Raw genomic sequence first — 17,062 nt, forward strand, 5'->3', positions numbered from 1 at the left:
ATTAAATCCCTCCAATCATTTACTGATTGGAGGGATTTTTTGTGCTTATTTTGCCTGACTGTTTAAAAACTCTCTTACTACTTTTGAATATTCTTGAGGCTCTTCAACTCCTGGCATATGAGAGCTGTTTTCGAATACATGAAACTCGGAATCTGGAACTAAGCTCGAATAGTATTCCGTTGTATTCGGTGTTGCTTCATCATAGCGTCCACACGTAAAGAGGCTTGGCATGTCGATTTCATGCAATCTATCGGTGACATCAAAGCTTTTTAATGTTCCTGTCACGGTAAATTCTGACGCGCCCCACATGTAGCCATAGATTTGATGATTGCTTTTCGACATATTTGCCAGAAGTTCTTCAGGCCAAGGCAACAATCTGCAGACATGTCGTTCATAAAATTGAATCATCGCTTGATGATACTCTGCTGAATCAGTTGTATTCTCCCGTTCGCTTCTTTCGATGATATCCTGTGATTCTTGAGGCAACTGTTTCAAGTATTCGCGCTGGTCGCGTTCCCACATGCTTGAATTAAGACATGGGCTTGAGAAAATAACACTTTTAACGCCTTTCGGTTGTTCAAGAAGGTATGCAGCGGCAAGCATGGTTCCCCATGAATGTCCGAGAATATGCACTTCATCCAATCCAAGAGCTTCTCTCACTTGAGCTAATTCTTCCACATAGCGTTCAACCGTCCATAATGTAAGATCTTCCGGACGATCTGAATTTCCACATCCCAATTGGTCATAATGAATGACCGGTCTGTCGTCACCCAGTTCTCTAAGCGGATCAGATTCCCGGCTCATTCCGCCTGGTCCCCCATGTAAAACCAGCAGTGGAACTCGAGGTCCATCCCCTGTCTTTCGATAATAAACATTTCCTCCTGTAACAGGAACGAATCCTTCTGAGAGATGCTTCATGTGATAACTCCTTTTGTATTTGTTTCTGTTAAGTTACTACTATTTTTAGTATAGAACAATAGCTGCAAACGTTTTATAAGGTCTTCATGAAAAATTAACCATCAACAGTAATACGCCAAGACCCGCAACCCATAGCATTGGAATCAAATTGATGATAATGGCGGTTCGTTTTCTCTGTATATGCAGAATCCAGGAAAAAATGGAACAGAGGATAACGGCTATCGGGTAAAATCCAATCGCGAGAACAAATGAAACGTTCCATACGCTAAACCCATTATCAAAACTCATAAACGACAAGCCCCAAATCACGAACCAAGGAATCAGACACAGCACATAAAAAATCTGACTGCCAATTAAAAACCCCTTCATTCTACCCTCCTTACCTATTTGAAATCTTCACTCGGCTACACATAAATTGGCCAAACGTCTAATTTCTTCACCCATCCTCTGATTGATAAGAAAAACATCTTCTAAATACTTTAATATATGCAACGCTGATTCAGGGACATGATGATACCCTTGCATCATGTCACCAATCGTCTGTGCAAAACGTGGAAATCTTTTTTCCAAGCGTCTTTCATTGCTAAATACGTCTGGAAAGTACTCTACTTCTGGTTCAATCAAATGCAGCACATTCAGAATATTATCGATGGCCTCACCTTGAACAAACTTCAAAGCAGATAGCTTCTCCCCCCTTGCATAACGGCACAATCCCACATACAAATTAGTTAACGCCTCATTCAACGAATAGTTCAGTGAGTGATCTTTTTTTGGCGAAACATTTTGAACGGTAGGTATATGCAAGCAGCCTTTATTAATGAAATGTGCCTCTTGCCAAACAATTCGTCCCTCTGAAAACGAAATATGGTCCATTTCTTTTTCTTCAAAAATGGCAAACTCTGCATAAATCCCGTCTTCAAATAAGATTTTATGCCCGTCTTTCGTATTCTTAAAAGAAAATGCTAACGGATGAACCGCTTCTAACCAATCCAAACGGTCAATAAATCTGGATTTTAACTCGGGTCTTGCAATCACGAAGAAATCCAAATCCGAATAGTCATCGAGCCGCTCAAGCTCAATCCCCACTGAACCGAGTCCAAACAGCAACAACGCACCTCCCGATGATTCCAAACTCTGACCAATTTCATCTAATCTGCTTAACAATTTCTGTTTTCTCAATCGCGCACTCCTCCCATTTGAATAGAAAAAGGGTCCAACCACCTTATTTGCGAGGTTGAACCCAATCGTTACATTGCCTTTAGTTTTCTTAACTTGAAATTATCATTGTGCGTAAAGTCTGTCAACTTCATAAATATATTACGTTTGTGTTGTCTCTGAAACTTCAGGAGGAACAAGGGCATATTTCTCCCAAGCCCTGCTCTTCCATCGGAAATACATAATGATGCCTCTTGTCCACTCATCTGCAGCAATGGCCAACCAAATTCCTGGCAGCCCCATATTCAAATGGAAAACGAAGAGATAGCCTAAAGGCAAACTCATCAACACCATTGAAAAAACTCCTATTAGTACTGGGAATTTAGCATCTCCCGCAGCGCGCAAGGAATTGATGATGACGATATTCATTGTCCGTCCCGTTTCCAGAAGGATACTCAGCAACAGAACAGTAGACGCTATTTTGATGACTTCTGGATTATCCGTAAACAACCCGATTAGCTGATTGCGGAAAATCATAACAAGAATGACCATACATAGCGTAAATATAAGAGCTGATTTTAAACTCTTCCATAATCGCGAATATGCTTCTTCTTTTTCATTTGCCCCGACCAATCGCCCAACGATGATGGCAGTTCCCATACCAATCGCGATGGCAAATAAGAATGTGAACATGGAAATATTCATCGCATATTGTCTGGCAGCTAAAGCTTCCGCTCCTAGATAAGTCGCATAATACAAGAAGACAATTTGACACGCTTGATACATGACTTGCTCAAACGCTGCCGGAATCCCGATGTGCAGGATTTTGCCAATGTATTCTTTGGACAGGTTAATGTAATAGTGAAATTTCACTCTATATTCCATGACTTGATAGAGTAACCAGAAGAACACAATGAGTGCAAGGAAGCGACTGATGACTGACGAGATGGCGGCACCTTGAACCCCCATTTCAGGGAATCCGAATCTCCCGAAAATCAGCAAATAGTTACCGATTACGTGAATGATGTTCATGCCCAACGAAACATACATCGTTTGTTTGGTCCACCCGTGTACACGTATAATAGCCGCTAATGAATTAATGATGGCCTGAAGAAAAATTGCGCCTCCTACAATGGACAAATATTGTTCTGCATACGCCAATACCTCGCCTTGTAAATTCATGGCCGACATCATGCTTCGAGCAAACAACAAGTATCCTGCGCTTATTACAAGTCCAATCCCAAGATTTAATGTAACGGCTAGCCCGGATATTTTTGATGCTTCGATATACCTCTTGGAACCGAGATATTGTGAAACCACAATCGCAGCACCTGTTCCGACAACTTCGAGTACTAAAATGGCAATGTGTATATATTGGTTTGCTGCACCGACTCCCGATACGGCATCATCCGAAAGGGCACTTAGCATGAACGTATCTACAATTCCCATTAACATAAAAAGAAAAATTTCTAAAAAAATAGGCCATGTCAGGCTGAATAATTTCAACTTCTCCATTGGCTTGTTCTCTGCTTTAATGGTTGCCATTTTTTCACCTACTTCCCAAGTAACAATATGTTATCTTATCAATTACTAGGACAAAAAGAAAGACAAGTAACACAGTGGTTACTTGTCTCAACCATTTTTCAGATAGGTCATTTCTTCAGCAAAGTTGTGTTAGATGAATAGTCCAACGACTGTAGCTGTTAGTACCGATGCCATTGTAGCAACTAACAACATCTTGAGGCCAAACTTGGCTACAACCCCTGATTGTTTTTCATCAATTGCCTGTACTGTTCCGATGATGATTCCAATAGAACTAAAGTTAGCAAATGAGATTAAGAATGCAGATACAACGCCTACAGTTTTAGCAGACAAGTTAGGGATCATTTCTTGGAAGCCCAACATGGCTACAAACTCATTAGAGATGATCTTTGTTCCCATTACACCGCCTGCTTGTACCATTTCATTAGCTGGTACACCCATTAACCAAGCTACAGGTGATAATACAAACCCCATAATTGTAGTCAAGTCTATACCAATAGTTGATGTAAGAACAAAGTTAACCATTGCAATAAGAGAGATGTATGCAATAAGCATAGCTCCTACAATTCCTGCAACTTTCATCCCATCTATGGCACCATTGCCAATTGCCTCGAATAGAGACTTATCATTAATCATATCTTTAACTCTTATTTCTTCACCTTCAACTGATTGAGCCGGAGCCACCATAGAGGCAAGTAGTAAACCTGACATTATATTAAGAGGTAGTGCTACCAGTACGTATTCAGAAGGTATCATCGTCATATAAGCTCCTACAATGGATGCTGATACACTTGTCAGAGATGCTGTAGTAGCAATAAATAATCTGTTCTTATTCATTTTAGGAATATGGTTCTTTACTGCGATTAAAGCTCCTGTATCTCCAAAGATTGAAGAGGCTACAGTAGAGAAAGATTCAATTACAGGAAGACCTGTTAATTTAGAAACTGCTCCTCCAAGATACTTGATCATAAGAGGTAAAATTCTGATGTAAGTCAATACACTTAGCAAAGTGGATGTAAATACAATCAGCAATAAAACCGAGATAAAGAATACTGGTCTGTCATTCTCAAACACAAAGCCACCAAAGACAAAAGCGATCCCTTCATTACCAAATACCATCAACTTAGCGAAAAAGTCAGTAACTGCTTTTACTACCTGTCCACCAATTGCTGTATTAAGCATGGCATAAGCTGTAACAAGCTGAGCTACAAACAAGATTACTACTGCTCTATAGTTGATGTTTTTCTTATCATTCGACATTAAGAATGCCGCTCCAAGTAATACAATAACTGATAAGATTGCTGTTAATATTCCTGTCATGTTGATTACTCCCCATTTCATCAGTTTATTATTTTACATCCTCTGATTTGTTAAACAATGTGTGGCATTATTCAAAAACTGTATATCCAATGTAGATTATCCATGTCACCACGGAATTTTCAATTCCTATGATATCCCTTAAAATTTAGCTTTTCCCATACTTTTAACTAAATACATTGATAAATGAAATCGTTTTCTTAAAACGGAACACGATTGGGAAAGCATAATTTTTTTAAAAAAAATTAAGTTTTGGTACAGAGCATTTTACACACTCGTTAGGATTACGACGAATCGCTGAATAGAGTTATGTTTAACATAATCAAGAGGTTTTATATACGTGCTCCAAAAACCAAAGCTACGGACGATTATAAAAAAGTGACAACAAAAAAAGCATCTCTAGAGAGACACTTAAACAATATACTATATCAAATTGGATTCTCTTTAATTTTGAAAACTTATACTTAACTGATTTTAATTGTCGTTTCAATTAGGAAATGGACATAATGACAACAACCGAGCAGAAAGAACAGGTGCCAGAACACTGTTTCTCTTTGATAACCCAATACCTCATCTTTTACTTTGATTGTTACCATTTTTCCATCTATTTCTTGATTAACAAGATTTTACTTTAAAATTACTCGGTTTTTTTTATGATTTTAACTTTTTAACAATCTAACTTTCTTCCTTAACGATCGAGCAATCGAAGAAGGCACAACCAATTATTTTCAGTATATGATCCTCATCCAGAACTCAGAGGAAGCAACTCCTTATTAGGCGTTCGAACGATTTCGCATAACTCCCCGTATTTTGTCATAACGTGGAGTATGGGGGGAATAAAATTACAAAGGTACAGAAAACTGCAGATGTCGTAAAGAAAGGAATCGGTTTTGGAACTTGCCTTTCGATGGTTATCTCGTACACAGCTTATAAGTCTATTGGTTGGGCCATTGTACACGGGTTTTTTAGTTGGTTTTATGTCCTTTATTATTTAATAAAGAATTCAACAGATTTATTTTAAAAAACAAAAGACAGACTTCTGCAAACGAAGTCTGTCTTTTGTTTTTCGAGTTTCACTTACACGTATCATTGATTATCTACCTTACGGATTAATAAGTCCTTGTTCTTTTGCCTTGAACACCACTTTATACCTTCCCGTAACTTCTAATTTTGAATAAATATTTGAAATATAATTTTTTCCCTGTTCCTTCCGTCAACGTCCACCAGAATATACTACTTTTGGTGATAATTCATTCGTGATGAAGAAAATTCGACACTAATCCATAATGCAAACGCGGTTAGACTTTCATAGTGAATTTAGGCAACTTTTTAAGGCCGTAATATACAAGGATTGTTTCTGAATCCTGTATATTACGGCCTTTTTAATTTATTTATATGATGATTTCGTACACAAAGGACATAAACAAATATTCTCTAGACCATGAATCTGTAGCAATAGATGCTTACTGTGTGTCTTCCCATTTTGCGACTTCTTCCCGAACGATCGGTGCCACTTCCGTTCCCAACAGTTCAATGGCCTTCATCACATCAGCATGAGGCATCGTTCCAACGGGTACATGTAGCATAAAGCGTGTAATCCCTACGTTTTTACGCAGGTATATGATCTTTTGGGCAACGGTTTCCGAATCCCCTACATACAATGCCCCTTTAAAACTCCGAGCTGCATCGAATGCTGCACGGTCGTAATGACCCCAGCCTCTCTCCCGTCCAAGGACGTTCATGACTTGCTGGGTCGGTGGGAAAAATTTATCTGCTGCTGTCTCATTATCCTCTGCAATAAACCCGTGTGAATGGGAGGCAATCGGTAATTTTGATACGTCATGACCTGCCTTAGCCGCCGCTTGTTTATAGAGCTGAACGAGTGGGGCAAACTGCACGGGGCGTCCTCCTATTATTGCCAAAACCAGTGGCAGTCCCAAAAGTCCTGCGCGGACGACCGATTCACTATTGCCCCCGCTTCCAATCCATATAGGCAAAGGATCTTGAACAGGACGCGGATAAATACCAACATTATCAATGGCTGGGCGATGCTTTCCAGACCATGACACGATTTCGGACTTCTGTAATTTCAGCAGCAAGTCCAATTTTTCTTCAAATAGTTCGTGATAGTCCTCTAAATCATAGCCAAACAGCGGAAAGGATTCGATAAAAGAACCCCGTCCAGCCATAATTTCCGCACGTCCATTCGAGATACCATCCAGTGTGGCAAAGTCTTGGAATACCCGGACTGGATCTGCAGATGAAAGCACAGTGACCGCACTCGTCAATCGGATTCTCTTTGTCTGTGATGCTGCAGCTGCCAACACAACTGCTGGAGAAGAGGCCGCAAAATCATGACGATGATGCTCCCCAACCCCAAATACATCCAATCCAACTTGATCGGCAAACACAATTTCCTCCACTACTTCACGCAACCGTTGTGCGTGGCTGATTACTTTACCGGTTTTAACATCAGGTGTTGTTTCTACAAACGTGCTGATTCCTATCTCCATTAACAAGACCTCCTATATAATTCACCGTTTCTTCAAATGAATAAATTTTATATTTTCTTTAATATACTTCATTTTCGAGATATTTTCCTTTCGAAGAATTTCTTTCAGATACACGTAAATGTCACTATCCTACTTAGGAAAAACCATACTTATACTGTCCTATACATTAGTAATTTACTGCTATATAGTAAAATCAGGTGATGATATGAAAACAAACATATACTTAAACAATGAAAAATTCATTGCAGGAATGACCATGAAAAATGAAGTCGAACTGGAACACAACAATATGGCTCTCCACGCCTGTGAATCCACGGCTGACATAGTAGAAAACCGCAAGAAATTAGCTGCCTTCTTAAATTGCGAACTGGATAATTTCGTTTGTGCGAATCAGACACATAGTGCGAATTTCCATCGGGTAACGCTTGATGATAAAGGACGTGGCGCGAATCAGGTTGATACAGCCATTGCGGATACAGATGCCCTGTATACGTATGAGCCTAATATCTTGCTAAGCAGCTTCACTGCCGATTGTGTTCCTGTGATTTTTTACAATGAAGTGACTGGCCTGATAGGCGTTATTCATTCCGGATGGCAAGGTACCGTCAAAGAAATCTCATTAAAACTTTTTGAGCATTTAAATCAAGTTGAACGTTGTAACCCAAGTGATTTACATGTCCATATTGGTGCAGCGCTGAGCCAAGAAAAATTTGAAGTTGATGAAAATGTGTATGTAAAATTCAAAGACCTTGGCTACGCCGATAATTTTATGTATTACAATGATCAAACCCACAAGTATCACATTGACAATCAATTAACCGTGAAAAAGCAATGTGAATTAGCAGGCATCCCGTCAGAGCAAATTACGATTGACCGTACGTGCACGTTTGTTAGTCCGGATGGCTTCTCTTATCGCCAAGACAAACAAAGCGGTCGACATCTGAGTTTTATTATGAGAAAAAGTGACTGATCCGGAATAATTTTAAAAGCACATCAACATTAAAAAGTTGATGTGCTTTCTTATTGTTATAGCTTGACCTTGCTTAATGCTCCTATTTCAATGGAATTCATCTTTTTTGACAGTCGTTTATTTCCCATTTTTCAAAATGGAATCAAAATACATTTCACACACCGACAAGTGTACGCATAGCATAAGAGATAATTTCCTAACGACGGAGGTACAAATTTGGTCAATTTTTTATCTTTCCAGGGAACGGTCACGGAAATCAGTGATTTCATGATAGGAGCAAATGGTGAAGGAGAAGGTTGCTATACGTTGATGTCAGTAGATAATGGTGCTGGAGCTTCAGTAAATTTCGTGGTATCGCCGACCACTTATTTTGTTAACCAGGAGATGGTCGCTGTGGGAGACCGGGTAACCGGGTACTATGATGGAAATGCCCCTGTTCCTCTCATTTATCCACCGCAATACCGGGCACTTATCATCGTGAAAGATAATCCTTATCAAGATGTGAAAGTCGATTACTTCAATAGCCAATTGGAAAGCCAGGATGGACAATTAAAATTAAATCTCTCTCCTTATACTCCGATTATATCTAGGAATGGGCAACCATTCACACGGAGTATTACGAACCGAAACCTGATTGTCATCTATGGTCCAACTACGAGAAGCATTCCGGCACAGACCACGCCATATGGAATTATTGTTTGGTGTTGAATTTAAAGGAATCCGCATGGAACTTGCGATTTTTATTTATTCGTTTATGGTAGGGTTCACCGAAATAATGTAAGAGGCAAAAAAAGACGGGAGATTTTTCTTCCGTTTATTTTTTTGTAAGTCGGCATCACCTTAATCTGACCCCTACATTTTGCTATAAACTGATACTTTTAAATAGTCCAGCCCTTTGCTACTGTTATCAGTGAATTCAAAAAAACGCAAAGAAGGGTTAAACTATGCAAAATACACAAAGTTATTCAAGCTCAATCTCACGCACTCGCACATTTGATTTAATTTTAACGTCTATGTTAATTGCACTTGTATTCGTTTCTACACTCTTATTAAATATCAAACTACCTATTACGGCGAATGGCGGTTTAGTTCACCTTGGAACAGCTATGCTCTTCATTGCCTCCATTTTATTTGGTCCTAAAAAAGCAGCCATCGCTGGTGCTGTTGGGATGGGGTTATTCGACTTAGTTTCTAATTGGACATTGTGGGCACCCTTCACCATTGTGGCTCGCGGCTTACAAGGATATATAGTTGGAAAAATTGCTTGGTCGAACGGTCGCAATGGTAACAGTGTTGCTTTCAATCTACTCGCTACTATTGTTTCTATTCCTGTGATGTTAGCGGTTTATTACCTTTGTGAAGGGGTTCTATATGGTAACTGGATTGCACCTGTGGCCTCTATTCCTGGAAACATCGTTCAAAATGTTGTCGGGATCATTGTAGCCATTCCTGTAGCTAGTGCACTGAAAAAGGTTCCTTTTTTTAAGTAGTACTATTGTTAAACACCATATAACAATTTTTATATAACCTAAAAAGGGGAAGGCTTTGTTATTAAGCCTTCCCCTTTACTATTGTTTTTTAGAAAGTGAATTATCGGTTAGTCACTTGATCATCTTTTTGAGTATCTATTGGAACACGCTTGCCGATTCGAAAAGCGTAAAAACTAATGACAACAAGACATAAGAACACAATACCTGCAATAAGCGACATCCGTGTGTCCTCATTAAACCACATGCCAACTAAAACTATAATTAAAAAGGCGATGGTAATGTAGTTTGTCACCGGTGCAAAAGGCATTTTGAATGGATGATTATCCATTTCAGCCCCTTTTCTTTTTCGGAATTGAATTTGACTAATTAGAATGACAAACCACGGAATCATACCAGGCAGTACACTTGCACTGTATACATACACAAATAAATTTTCTGGTGCAATGTAACTTAGCACAACGCCAACTATTAAACCAAGCATTACACCAAGCAAACTAAATATAGGCACTCCATTACGAGAGAGTTTTGTAAAGAACTTTGGTGCTTGTCCATTTATCCCTAATGTATAAAGCATACGTCCTGCACTATAAATACCACTGTTACAGCCTGACAACGCCGCTGTGATGACGACAAAGTTAATAAGTCCGGCGGCGGCTGTAATACCCACTTTCGCAAAAGTTGCTACAAATGGGCTACCAATCGAACTCAGCTGATCCCAAGGATAAACTGTTACTATAACAAAAATCGCACCAATGTAGAAAATTAAAATACGCCAAATAAGACTTTGAATGGCTTTCGTTAATGTTTTTTGCGGATCTTTCGCTTCACCAGCTGTAATCCCAATTAGTTCGACACCTTGATAAGCCCCAATAACTAGTGATAGCGCAAAGAAGAAGCCTGTCCAGCCACCTGTAAAGAAGCCGCCATGTTCCCAAAGGTTAGATAATCCGATTGCATTTCCTCCATTACCAAATCCGAAGAAAATAAGGCCAAACCCAGCAATAATCATCAATACAATTGTAACGATTTTAATCATCGCAAACCAAAATTCAAATTCACCAAATACTTTAACAGAAACTAAGTTAGCTGCACCCAGAATCACTATTGCGATAAGACCTGGTATCCAAGCAGGCAGGTCTGGGAACCAGTACTTCATGTATGCCCCAACAGCTATAATTTCTGACATCCCAACAATTACCCACTGGAACCAGTTACTCCATGCCGTCATATACCCCGCTAAGGGATGAATGTACTTATGGCCAAATGTCGCATATGAACCTGTACTTGGCTCTAAATATAACATTTCTCCCATTGCACGCATTATGAAAAAGATAAAAATCCCTGTGATTGCATAAGCAAGCATTACAGACGGACCCGTCCATTTAATTGTGCTGGCTGAACCCATAAATAAACCAACACCAATTGTACCTCCCAAAGCAATCATCTGAATATGACGCGCTTCCAAGCCTCTCTTTAATTCTTTGTTTGCCATTCAATTTCCTCCTCTTAGACTATAAAATTGCTTCAATTAACAGCAAGCTACTAATATCTCTATTCGGTATTAAAAATGATGAAGGGAGCGTCACTTTCAATATATTTTAAAAGTAATTTACTTGTCTTATAATAATAAATTATCCGACAGAATACAAATGTATTTTTCAGGAAAACACTGGTATAATCAGTATCTTTCGACTATATTTAAAACAGTAACTATGTTAGAAATAAAATAATTTTTATTTCTAAATAGTAATAATATTATACAGATTCTTTCTATTGTATTCTTTCCCTCGATAAATATCTTTTCTTTATTGGATAAAAAATCAAACTTAAAAAATATATTGAATTTCACTTTCAGTAAACAGACATAGCTCCAGAGTTGTCGGAATCATTGTAGTTATTTTAGCTAAAATAAAAAAGGGGAAGGCTTAGTATATCAAGCCTTCCCCTTTTTTATTGTTTTTAAATGCTATGTTAAAGAAAGTATGAAAATTCCATATCCAAAATTAACTTTAGACTTGTTCTTTTTCACTTAGACCAAGCTTCTCTGCTATTGAAATATTTATTTCGTGCAGAAGCTCTGGATTTTCCATTAGTGACACGCCATAAGAAGGAATCATTTCTTTGATTTTTGGTTCCCATTCTTCCATATGTTGCGGGAAGCATTTTTTAATTACTTCGAGCATAACGTGAACTGCCGTAGAAGCACCGGGAGAAGCCCCTAGTAATGCTGCAATCGAGCCATCAGCAGCACTAACAACTTCCGTACCAAATTGAAGCGTTCCTTTGCCTTCAGAAGTATCTTTGATCACTTGTACACGTTGACCAGCTACAACTAAATCCCAATCCTCGCTCTTGGCGTTCGGGATAAACTCTCGTAACTCATCCATACGCTGTTCTTTCGATAACATAACTTGCTGAATCAGGTATTTTGTCAATGACATCTCTTTTGCGCCTGCCGCCAACATGGTTAAGATATTATTCGGTTTTACAGAGGTCACTAGATCCAAATTTGAACCGGTTTTTAAGAACTTAGGTGAGAAGCCGGCAAATGGTCCAAATAACAACGATTTTTTATTGTCAATAAATCGTGTATCAAGATGCGGAACAGACATTGGTGGAGCACCAACTTTAGCTTTTCCGTATACTTTTGCATGATTTTGAGCAATAACTTCTGGATTATTACACACCATGAAGATTCCGCTTACTGGGAATCCTCCAATTTGTCTACCTTCAGGAATGCCGGATTTTTGCAGTAAATGCACGCTTCCGCCTCCGCCTCCGATAAAGACGAATTTTGCAGTATGGTGTTCCACGATACCGCTGTAGACATTACTCACTTTTAATTCCCATGAACCATCGCCATTCTGGTACAAATTATCTACATTGTGGTTATATTTGATACGGACGTTCTTATTCTGTAAGTGGTCAAACAACATGCGCGTTAAAGCACCAAAGTTAACATCCGTTCCAGAGTCGATTTTTGTTGCCGCTATGACTTCATCCGAAGGACGATCTTGCATAATGAGCGGAATCCATTCCATCAGTTTTGCTGGGTCATCAGAAAATTCCATTCCTTGGAACAGCGGATTTTTTGATAGCGCTTCAAAACGTTTCTTTAAGAACGCCACATTTTGTTCCCCTTGTACCATACTCATATGAGGCAATGGCATGATAAAGTCTTCTGGATTATTTATCAACCCGTTTTTTACAAGATGTGACCAAAACTGCGTGGACAGCCGAAACTGTTCATTTATTTTAATCGCTTTGCTAATATCAATAGATCCGTCTGGTTTTTCAGTTGTATAGTTAAGCTCACACAGGGCCGCATGACCTGTTCCTGCATTATTCCATTCGTTTGAGCTTTCCTCTCCTGCATTGTCGAGCTTCTCAATCACTGTAATTTTCAATTCCGGCGCTAATTCTTTCAAAAGTGTCCCTAAAGTGGCACTCATGACTCCGGCACCAATTAAGATAACGTCTGTATTAGTTTCTCTCATGTTCATTTTTACCATCCTTAGTCCCTAAAATTGCAGAAAGGATCTAGGCGCTCTTGCTTAGAAAGCATAATAAGCCAAGGCGAGACCTAGTCACACACCTTTTCTGTTTAAAATATATCCATATTATAGTGTAATACAATTATTTAAACATTAATATATATTTACTATTACCTAATAATTATAAGCTAAATAAAAGCAGGTTAACAGTGAGAAGTCCTTCCATAAGGCTATGGAACATCCCAGTGTGTGCTGCACTGAAAAAATTCTATTTTATATAGTTAATTATAGTGATTTACAGTTTGACTTAAATCGATTCATTCTATATGACACAAAAAAGGGAGAACGCTTCGTATAACAAGCATTCTCCTTCTTTTTTGATTTAACTTCAAGTTTAAATTACCTCTTTGAAAGATTACCTTGCTCATTCAATGAAGTATTAATTCACACCATCTGTTGCTAGTTTGCACAAAACCATCAAGATAAGTTAATTATTTTGCTCAAGACTTTGATAAACGGAAATCATGTCTTGTTTATCCAGCTCACGAATACGATTGAAAATAGGTATATCTTCCACACCATCTGTAAGTAATCTTTCAGCCACTACATCCCTTACTTTACCGGTCAGCCAGGTTTGTACGTCGAAGCCTTCGATGATTTCCTTCCGACCTTCATTATTGATACCACTAGCATGACAACTCACACAGGGCACCGACAATTTATACACGCCGTCATGAAGACCATCTTCGGAAATGACTTTCTTCCCTGCACAGAATGGACATTTATGACTTGCTTTAACTTTATTGATTTGGGTAACAATTTTTTTGTATCCAAACGCTTCGTACACATAAGTTAGCTTTTTATATTTTCCATTGGTGAAATACTTATCGATAATGGTTTCTCTCGTTTCGGTAATGTTGGCGAAATCACAGATTGTGATCTGGTTTTTACAGCTTATTGCTTCGATTTTGCTTCCAATACTGTCCCAGAATGGGAAAGCATTCTGTAAAACGATCTCGTAGTCAATAAAGCTTGCCTGCTCCAGTTCCAGCATTTTCAGTGCTACTTGCGTTCCCCTAGAAAGGAGGGAAACATCTTCAGTAAGCACCATATCGCCGCCAACAACCGCTTTTAGATTTTCTAGTTCCGGCAATTTCCCTACTGTTTTTATGACTTGATCGATCGGTTGTTGAATGAGTTCACGAATATCGATGTTACCAAACAATAGTTTTTTATGATGGTTCAGCACGGTTCCTTCACAGACAGGACAAGCAATCATCACTTTTGATTCCTTCATATGATCTTTAATGATGGATTTCGAAATAAACATATAACGGCCAATAATTAAATTAAAGCCTTCCCATGTTCTCGAAGCCTTGCCTGCTTTATCATAAAATGACTTTTCCCAATAACCATATAAAAAGGTGTGCTTTTCCGCTTCAGTCATCTCATTGAAGCTCTTGCTGATATCTTGTCCGAGTTCATTCTTTATCTCATCAAACAGGAATTGCAACTTTGGATATTGATAATATTTCAATACCTCCATCACGTCTGGATGTAATAAGCCATCCCAGAATGGCACAGTTTTTTCCTGAATGACCACATCAAAATTGAATTTCTCAATGACCCGACGCCCGGAACAACATGGACAATGATTTTCTTGATTATAGAAATCGAAGCTTCTTGTATCTTTATTGGTCGGATGGGCAGCAACAATATGGTTGATCAGCCCGCCCATTTCATAGAGGAAGCTATATTGACTATACAAGTGCCTTTCAAGATCAATGGCGATAACGGGTGCGATGATGTCGGATTCATATTCACCATAAATTAACCTTGCCATAGGTGAAAGGCTTTTTAGAATGCCGCCCTTATAGATATTTTCTGCATTTTTAAAGTAGACCAAATGATTTTCTTCTAAGTAGTGAATACCGTTTCGCTGCTTGAGTGTTGAAGAAATGTGCAATGGAGCAACTTCTTCACTATTTTTTTGACGGTAATACTCTTCATGACTGACAACATCAAGATGTTGAACAGGTGCAAGCTTTCTTTTACCAAAATCTACAATAAAATCAGAGCTTTCCAGCATATATGCATTATGTTCAATCATCATGATGGAGACAGATTCATTCTCTAGAATGACCCTAACACTATCAATAAATTGGTTTAAAATATTTTGAGATAACCCTTTTGAAGGCTCGTCAAAAATAAACAACGTATGTGGATTTTTGGCGTTCGTAAACAACTCAGAAACTAAATGAACACATTGAAATTCACCCGTTGATAAAGTTTGTGTTTTTCTTTCTAACGTCAAATAACCAAGTCCAAGTTTGATCAATAAGCTCAAGCGTTTATGAGCGATGTCTTCCTTAGGTAGTTCATCAATAATATCTTCAATCGAACGTAGAAAAATATCATCTATCTCGTCACTATATTTAGTGAGTTTCTTCTTAATATCAAGAAACGTCGCAACGGTTGACCGGCTCGTAATCGATTGATTCCGATCTTGCCCAACCATGACTAGTTTATCTTTTGGATATCGCTTCATAAAATCTTTGGTGATACACTCATTGACGAGAGTGGATTTACCACATCCAGACTCACCGGTAAAAGTGACAAGTCTATTTTTGGGAATTTGGATTTCATCTATTTGAATATTTCGGCAGTAAAGATCCTGGAATTGATAGTATTCTGTTGGCATAGCCTGATTTCGTTTCCAGATGATTGGTTTTGGACGTGGGGATTCTTCTACAATTTTGCCGCCATACTTGCCACTTCCTGGTCCAAAGAACAATTGCTCATCTGTTGCATCGAGTACCGTGTCAGAATGATCGATGAGCCAGATTTGATTCTTATACCCTAATTGTTTTATCTGTTCTAAAATTTTCAATAGTGTTTCGTGATCAAGGCCAACCGAGATTTCATCAATAATAATAACGGTATTTTCACTGGCTGCCATGAACTCGGCCAAGTAAAGCCGTGTTAATTCCCCGCCTGATAAAGTCCCCATTATCCGATTCAATGTTAAATAACCAATATTCATATTGATTATATTTTGGAGAATATGCTGCTTCGCTTCACTAACGTGCAAAACTTCAGCTAATGAGAGAATGGTTTCTATGCTTAAGTCGTTGAGTTCGGAAATACTATGTGGTTTTCCAAATAATTCAATCGTATATTGCTCAACTTCTTGGTTATAACGACTGCCCTTGCACTTTTTACATTCCACATTTTTGGTCGTGCCACGTCCTTTACAATCCCGACACCAGCCTAATTCATTATTAAATGAAAAAACTTCTGGAGAAAGATTAAATTTTTCAGCAAGGCGAACACGAATTTCTTTAAAAACGCCTGTATGGGTGCCAATGGTAGACCGCGGATTAGAAGAAATCGATGCTCTTCCGAGAAAAAGCACTAAAGGCATGTCTTCCATTTTGATGGCACTGAAATTTGTTTCCATAATTTTAGAAAACAAATACTGATATTCTGCCTTTGGCAATAATGAAACGAGACGCTTCTTGGACTCTTCACCAATGGTTTGACTAAAAGTGGTTTTTCCGGACCCAGACAAACCTGCAATTCCTAACGATTGATTTACTGGCAGTAAGGCATCTAATTGATTAATGTTATTAGCAATTAATCGATTTATTTTCATATGTACAT

Annotated in this window: 12 protein-coding genes; 3 read left to right on the top strand and 9 right to left on the bottom strand. The window is 38.5% G+C overall.

Going from position 1 to position 17,062, the window contains the following annotated elements:
• Positions 1-45 precede the first annotated feature (45 nt).
• The 6 genes from MHH33_RS17830 to MHH33_RS17855 form a co-directional block, all read right to left on the bottom strand.
• Positions 46-918, bottom strand: coding sequence for a proline iminopeptidase-family hydrolase (locus MHH33_RS17830; RefSeq protein WP_342542566.1), 873 nt, complete (start codon positions 916-918; stop codon positions 46-48).
• Between the two features lie 84 nt (positions 919-1,002).
• The gene (locus tag MHH33_RS17835; RefSeq protein ID WP_342542567.1) at positions 1,003-1,287 is read right to left on the bottom strand and encodes a hypothetical protein; all 285 of its coding nucleotides are present in this window, start codon (positions 1,285-1,287) and stop codon (positions 1,003-1,005) included.
• A 27-nt stretch (positions 1,288-1,314) separates the two neighbouring features.
• Positions 1,315-2,097, bottom strand: a complete 783-nt coding sequence (locus MHH33_RS17840; protein ID WP_342542568.1) for a hypothetical protein — start codon at positions 2,095-2,097, stop codon at positions 1,315-1,317.
• A gap of 138 nt (positions 2,098-2,235) precedes the next feature.
• Complete coding sequence (locus tag MHH33_RS17845; RefSeq protein WP_342542569.1) at positions 2,236-3,618, bottom strand: MATE family efflux transporter; 1,383 nt, start codon at positions 3,616-3,618, stop codon at positions 2,236-2,238.
• Positions 3,619-3,747: 129 nt separating this feature from the next.
• The gene (locus MHH33_RS17850; protein ID WP_016428879.1) at positions 3,748-4,935 is read right to left on the bottom strand and encodes a nucleoside transporter C-terminal domain-containing protein; all 1,188 of its coding nucleotides are present in this window, start codon (positions 4,933-4,935) and stop codon (positions 3,748-3,750) included.
• Between the two features lie 1,460 nt (positions 4,936-6,395).
• Positions 6,396-7,445, bottom strand: coding sequence for an LLM class flavin-dependent oxidoreductase (locus tag MHH33_RS17855; RefSeq protein ID WP_342542570.1), 1,050 nt, complete (start codon positions 7,443-7,445; stop codon positions 6,396-6,398).
• 205 nt (positions 7,446-7,650) lie between these two features.
• On the opposite strand from MHH33_RS17855, the gene pgeF reads away from it, so the two are divergent.
• The 3 genes from pgeF to MHH33_RS17870 all read left to right on the top strand — a co-directional run bounded on the left by pgeF (position 7,651) and on the right by MHH33_RS17870 (position 9,905).
• On the top strand, positions 7,651-8,415 hold the full coding sequence (gene pgeF, locus MHH33_RS17860) for a peptidoglycan editing factor PgeF (RefSeq protein WP_342542571.1): 765 nt from the start codon (positions 7,651-7,653) through the stop codon (positions 8,413-8,415).
• Positions 8,416-8,631: 216 nt separating this feature from the next.
• Entirely contained in the window at positions 8,632-9,123 is a 492-nt protein-coding gene (locus tag MHH33_RS17865; RefSeq protein WP_342542572.1) for a hypothetical protein, read from the top strand.
• Positions 9,124-9,359: 236 nt separating this feature from the next.
• Entirely contained in the window at positions 9,360-9,905 is a 546-nt protein-coding gene (locus tag MHH33_RS17870) for an ECF transporter S component (RefSeq protein WP_342542573.1), read from the top strand.
• A 100-nt stretch (positions 9,906-10,005) separates the two neighbouring features.
• On the opposite strand, the gene MHH33_RS17875 is transcribed toward MHH33_RS17870, so the two are convergent.
• The 3 genes from MHH33_RS17875 to MHH33_RS17885 all read right to left on the bottom strand — a co-directional run bounded on the left by MHH33_RS17875 (position 10,006) and on the right by MHH33_RS17885 (position 17,054).
• A complete protein-coding gene (locus MHH33_RS17875) occupies positions 10,006-11,397 on the bottom strand; it encodes an amino acid permease (RefSeq protein WP_016428891.1) in 1,392 nt (463 codons plus the stop codon).
• Positions 11,398-11,914: 517 nt separating this feature from the next.
• On the bottom strand, positions 11,915-13,408 hold the full coding sequence (locus MHH33_RS17880; RefSeq protein WP_016428892.1) for a malate:quinone oxidoreductase: 1,494 nt from the start codon (positions 13,406-13,408) through the stop codon (positions 11,915-11,917).
• A gap of 478 nt (positions 13,409-13,886) precedes the next feature.
• Entirely contained in the window at positions 13,887-17,054 is a 3,168-nt protein-coding gene (locus tag MHH33_RS17885) for an ATP-binding cassette domain-containing protein (protein WP_342542574.1), read from the bottom strand.
• Between the last annotated feature and the right edge of the window lie 8 nt (positions 17,055-17,062).

It is taken from the genome of Paenisporosarcina sp. FSL H8-0542 (genome assembly GCF_038632915.1).
GTDB lineage: Bacteria > Bacillota > Bacilli > Bacillales_A > Planococcaceae > Paenisporosarcina.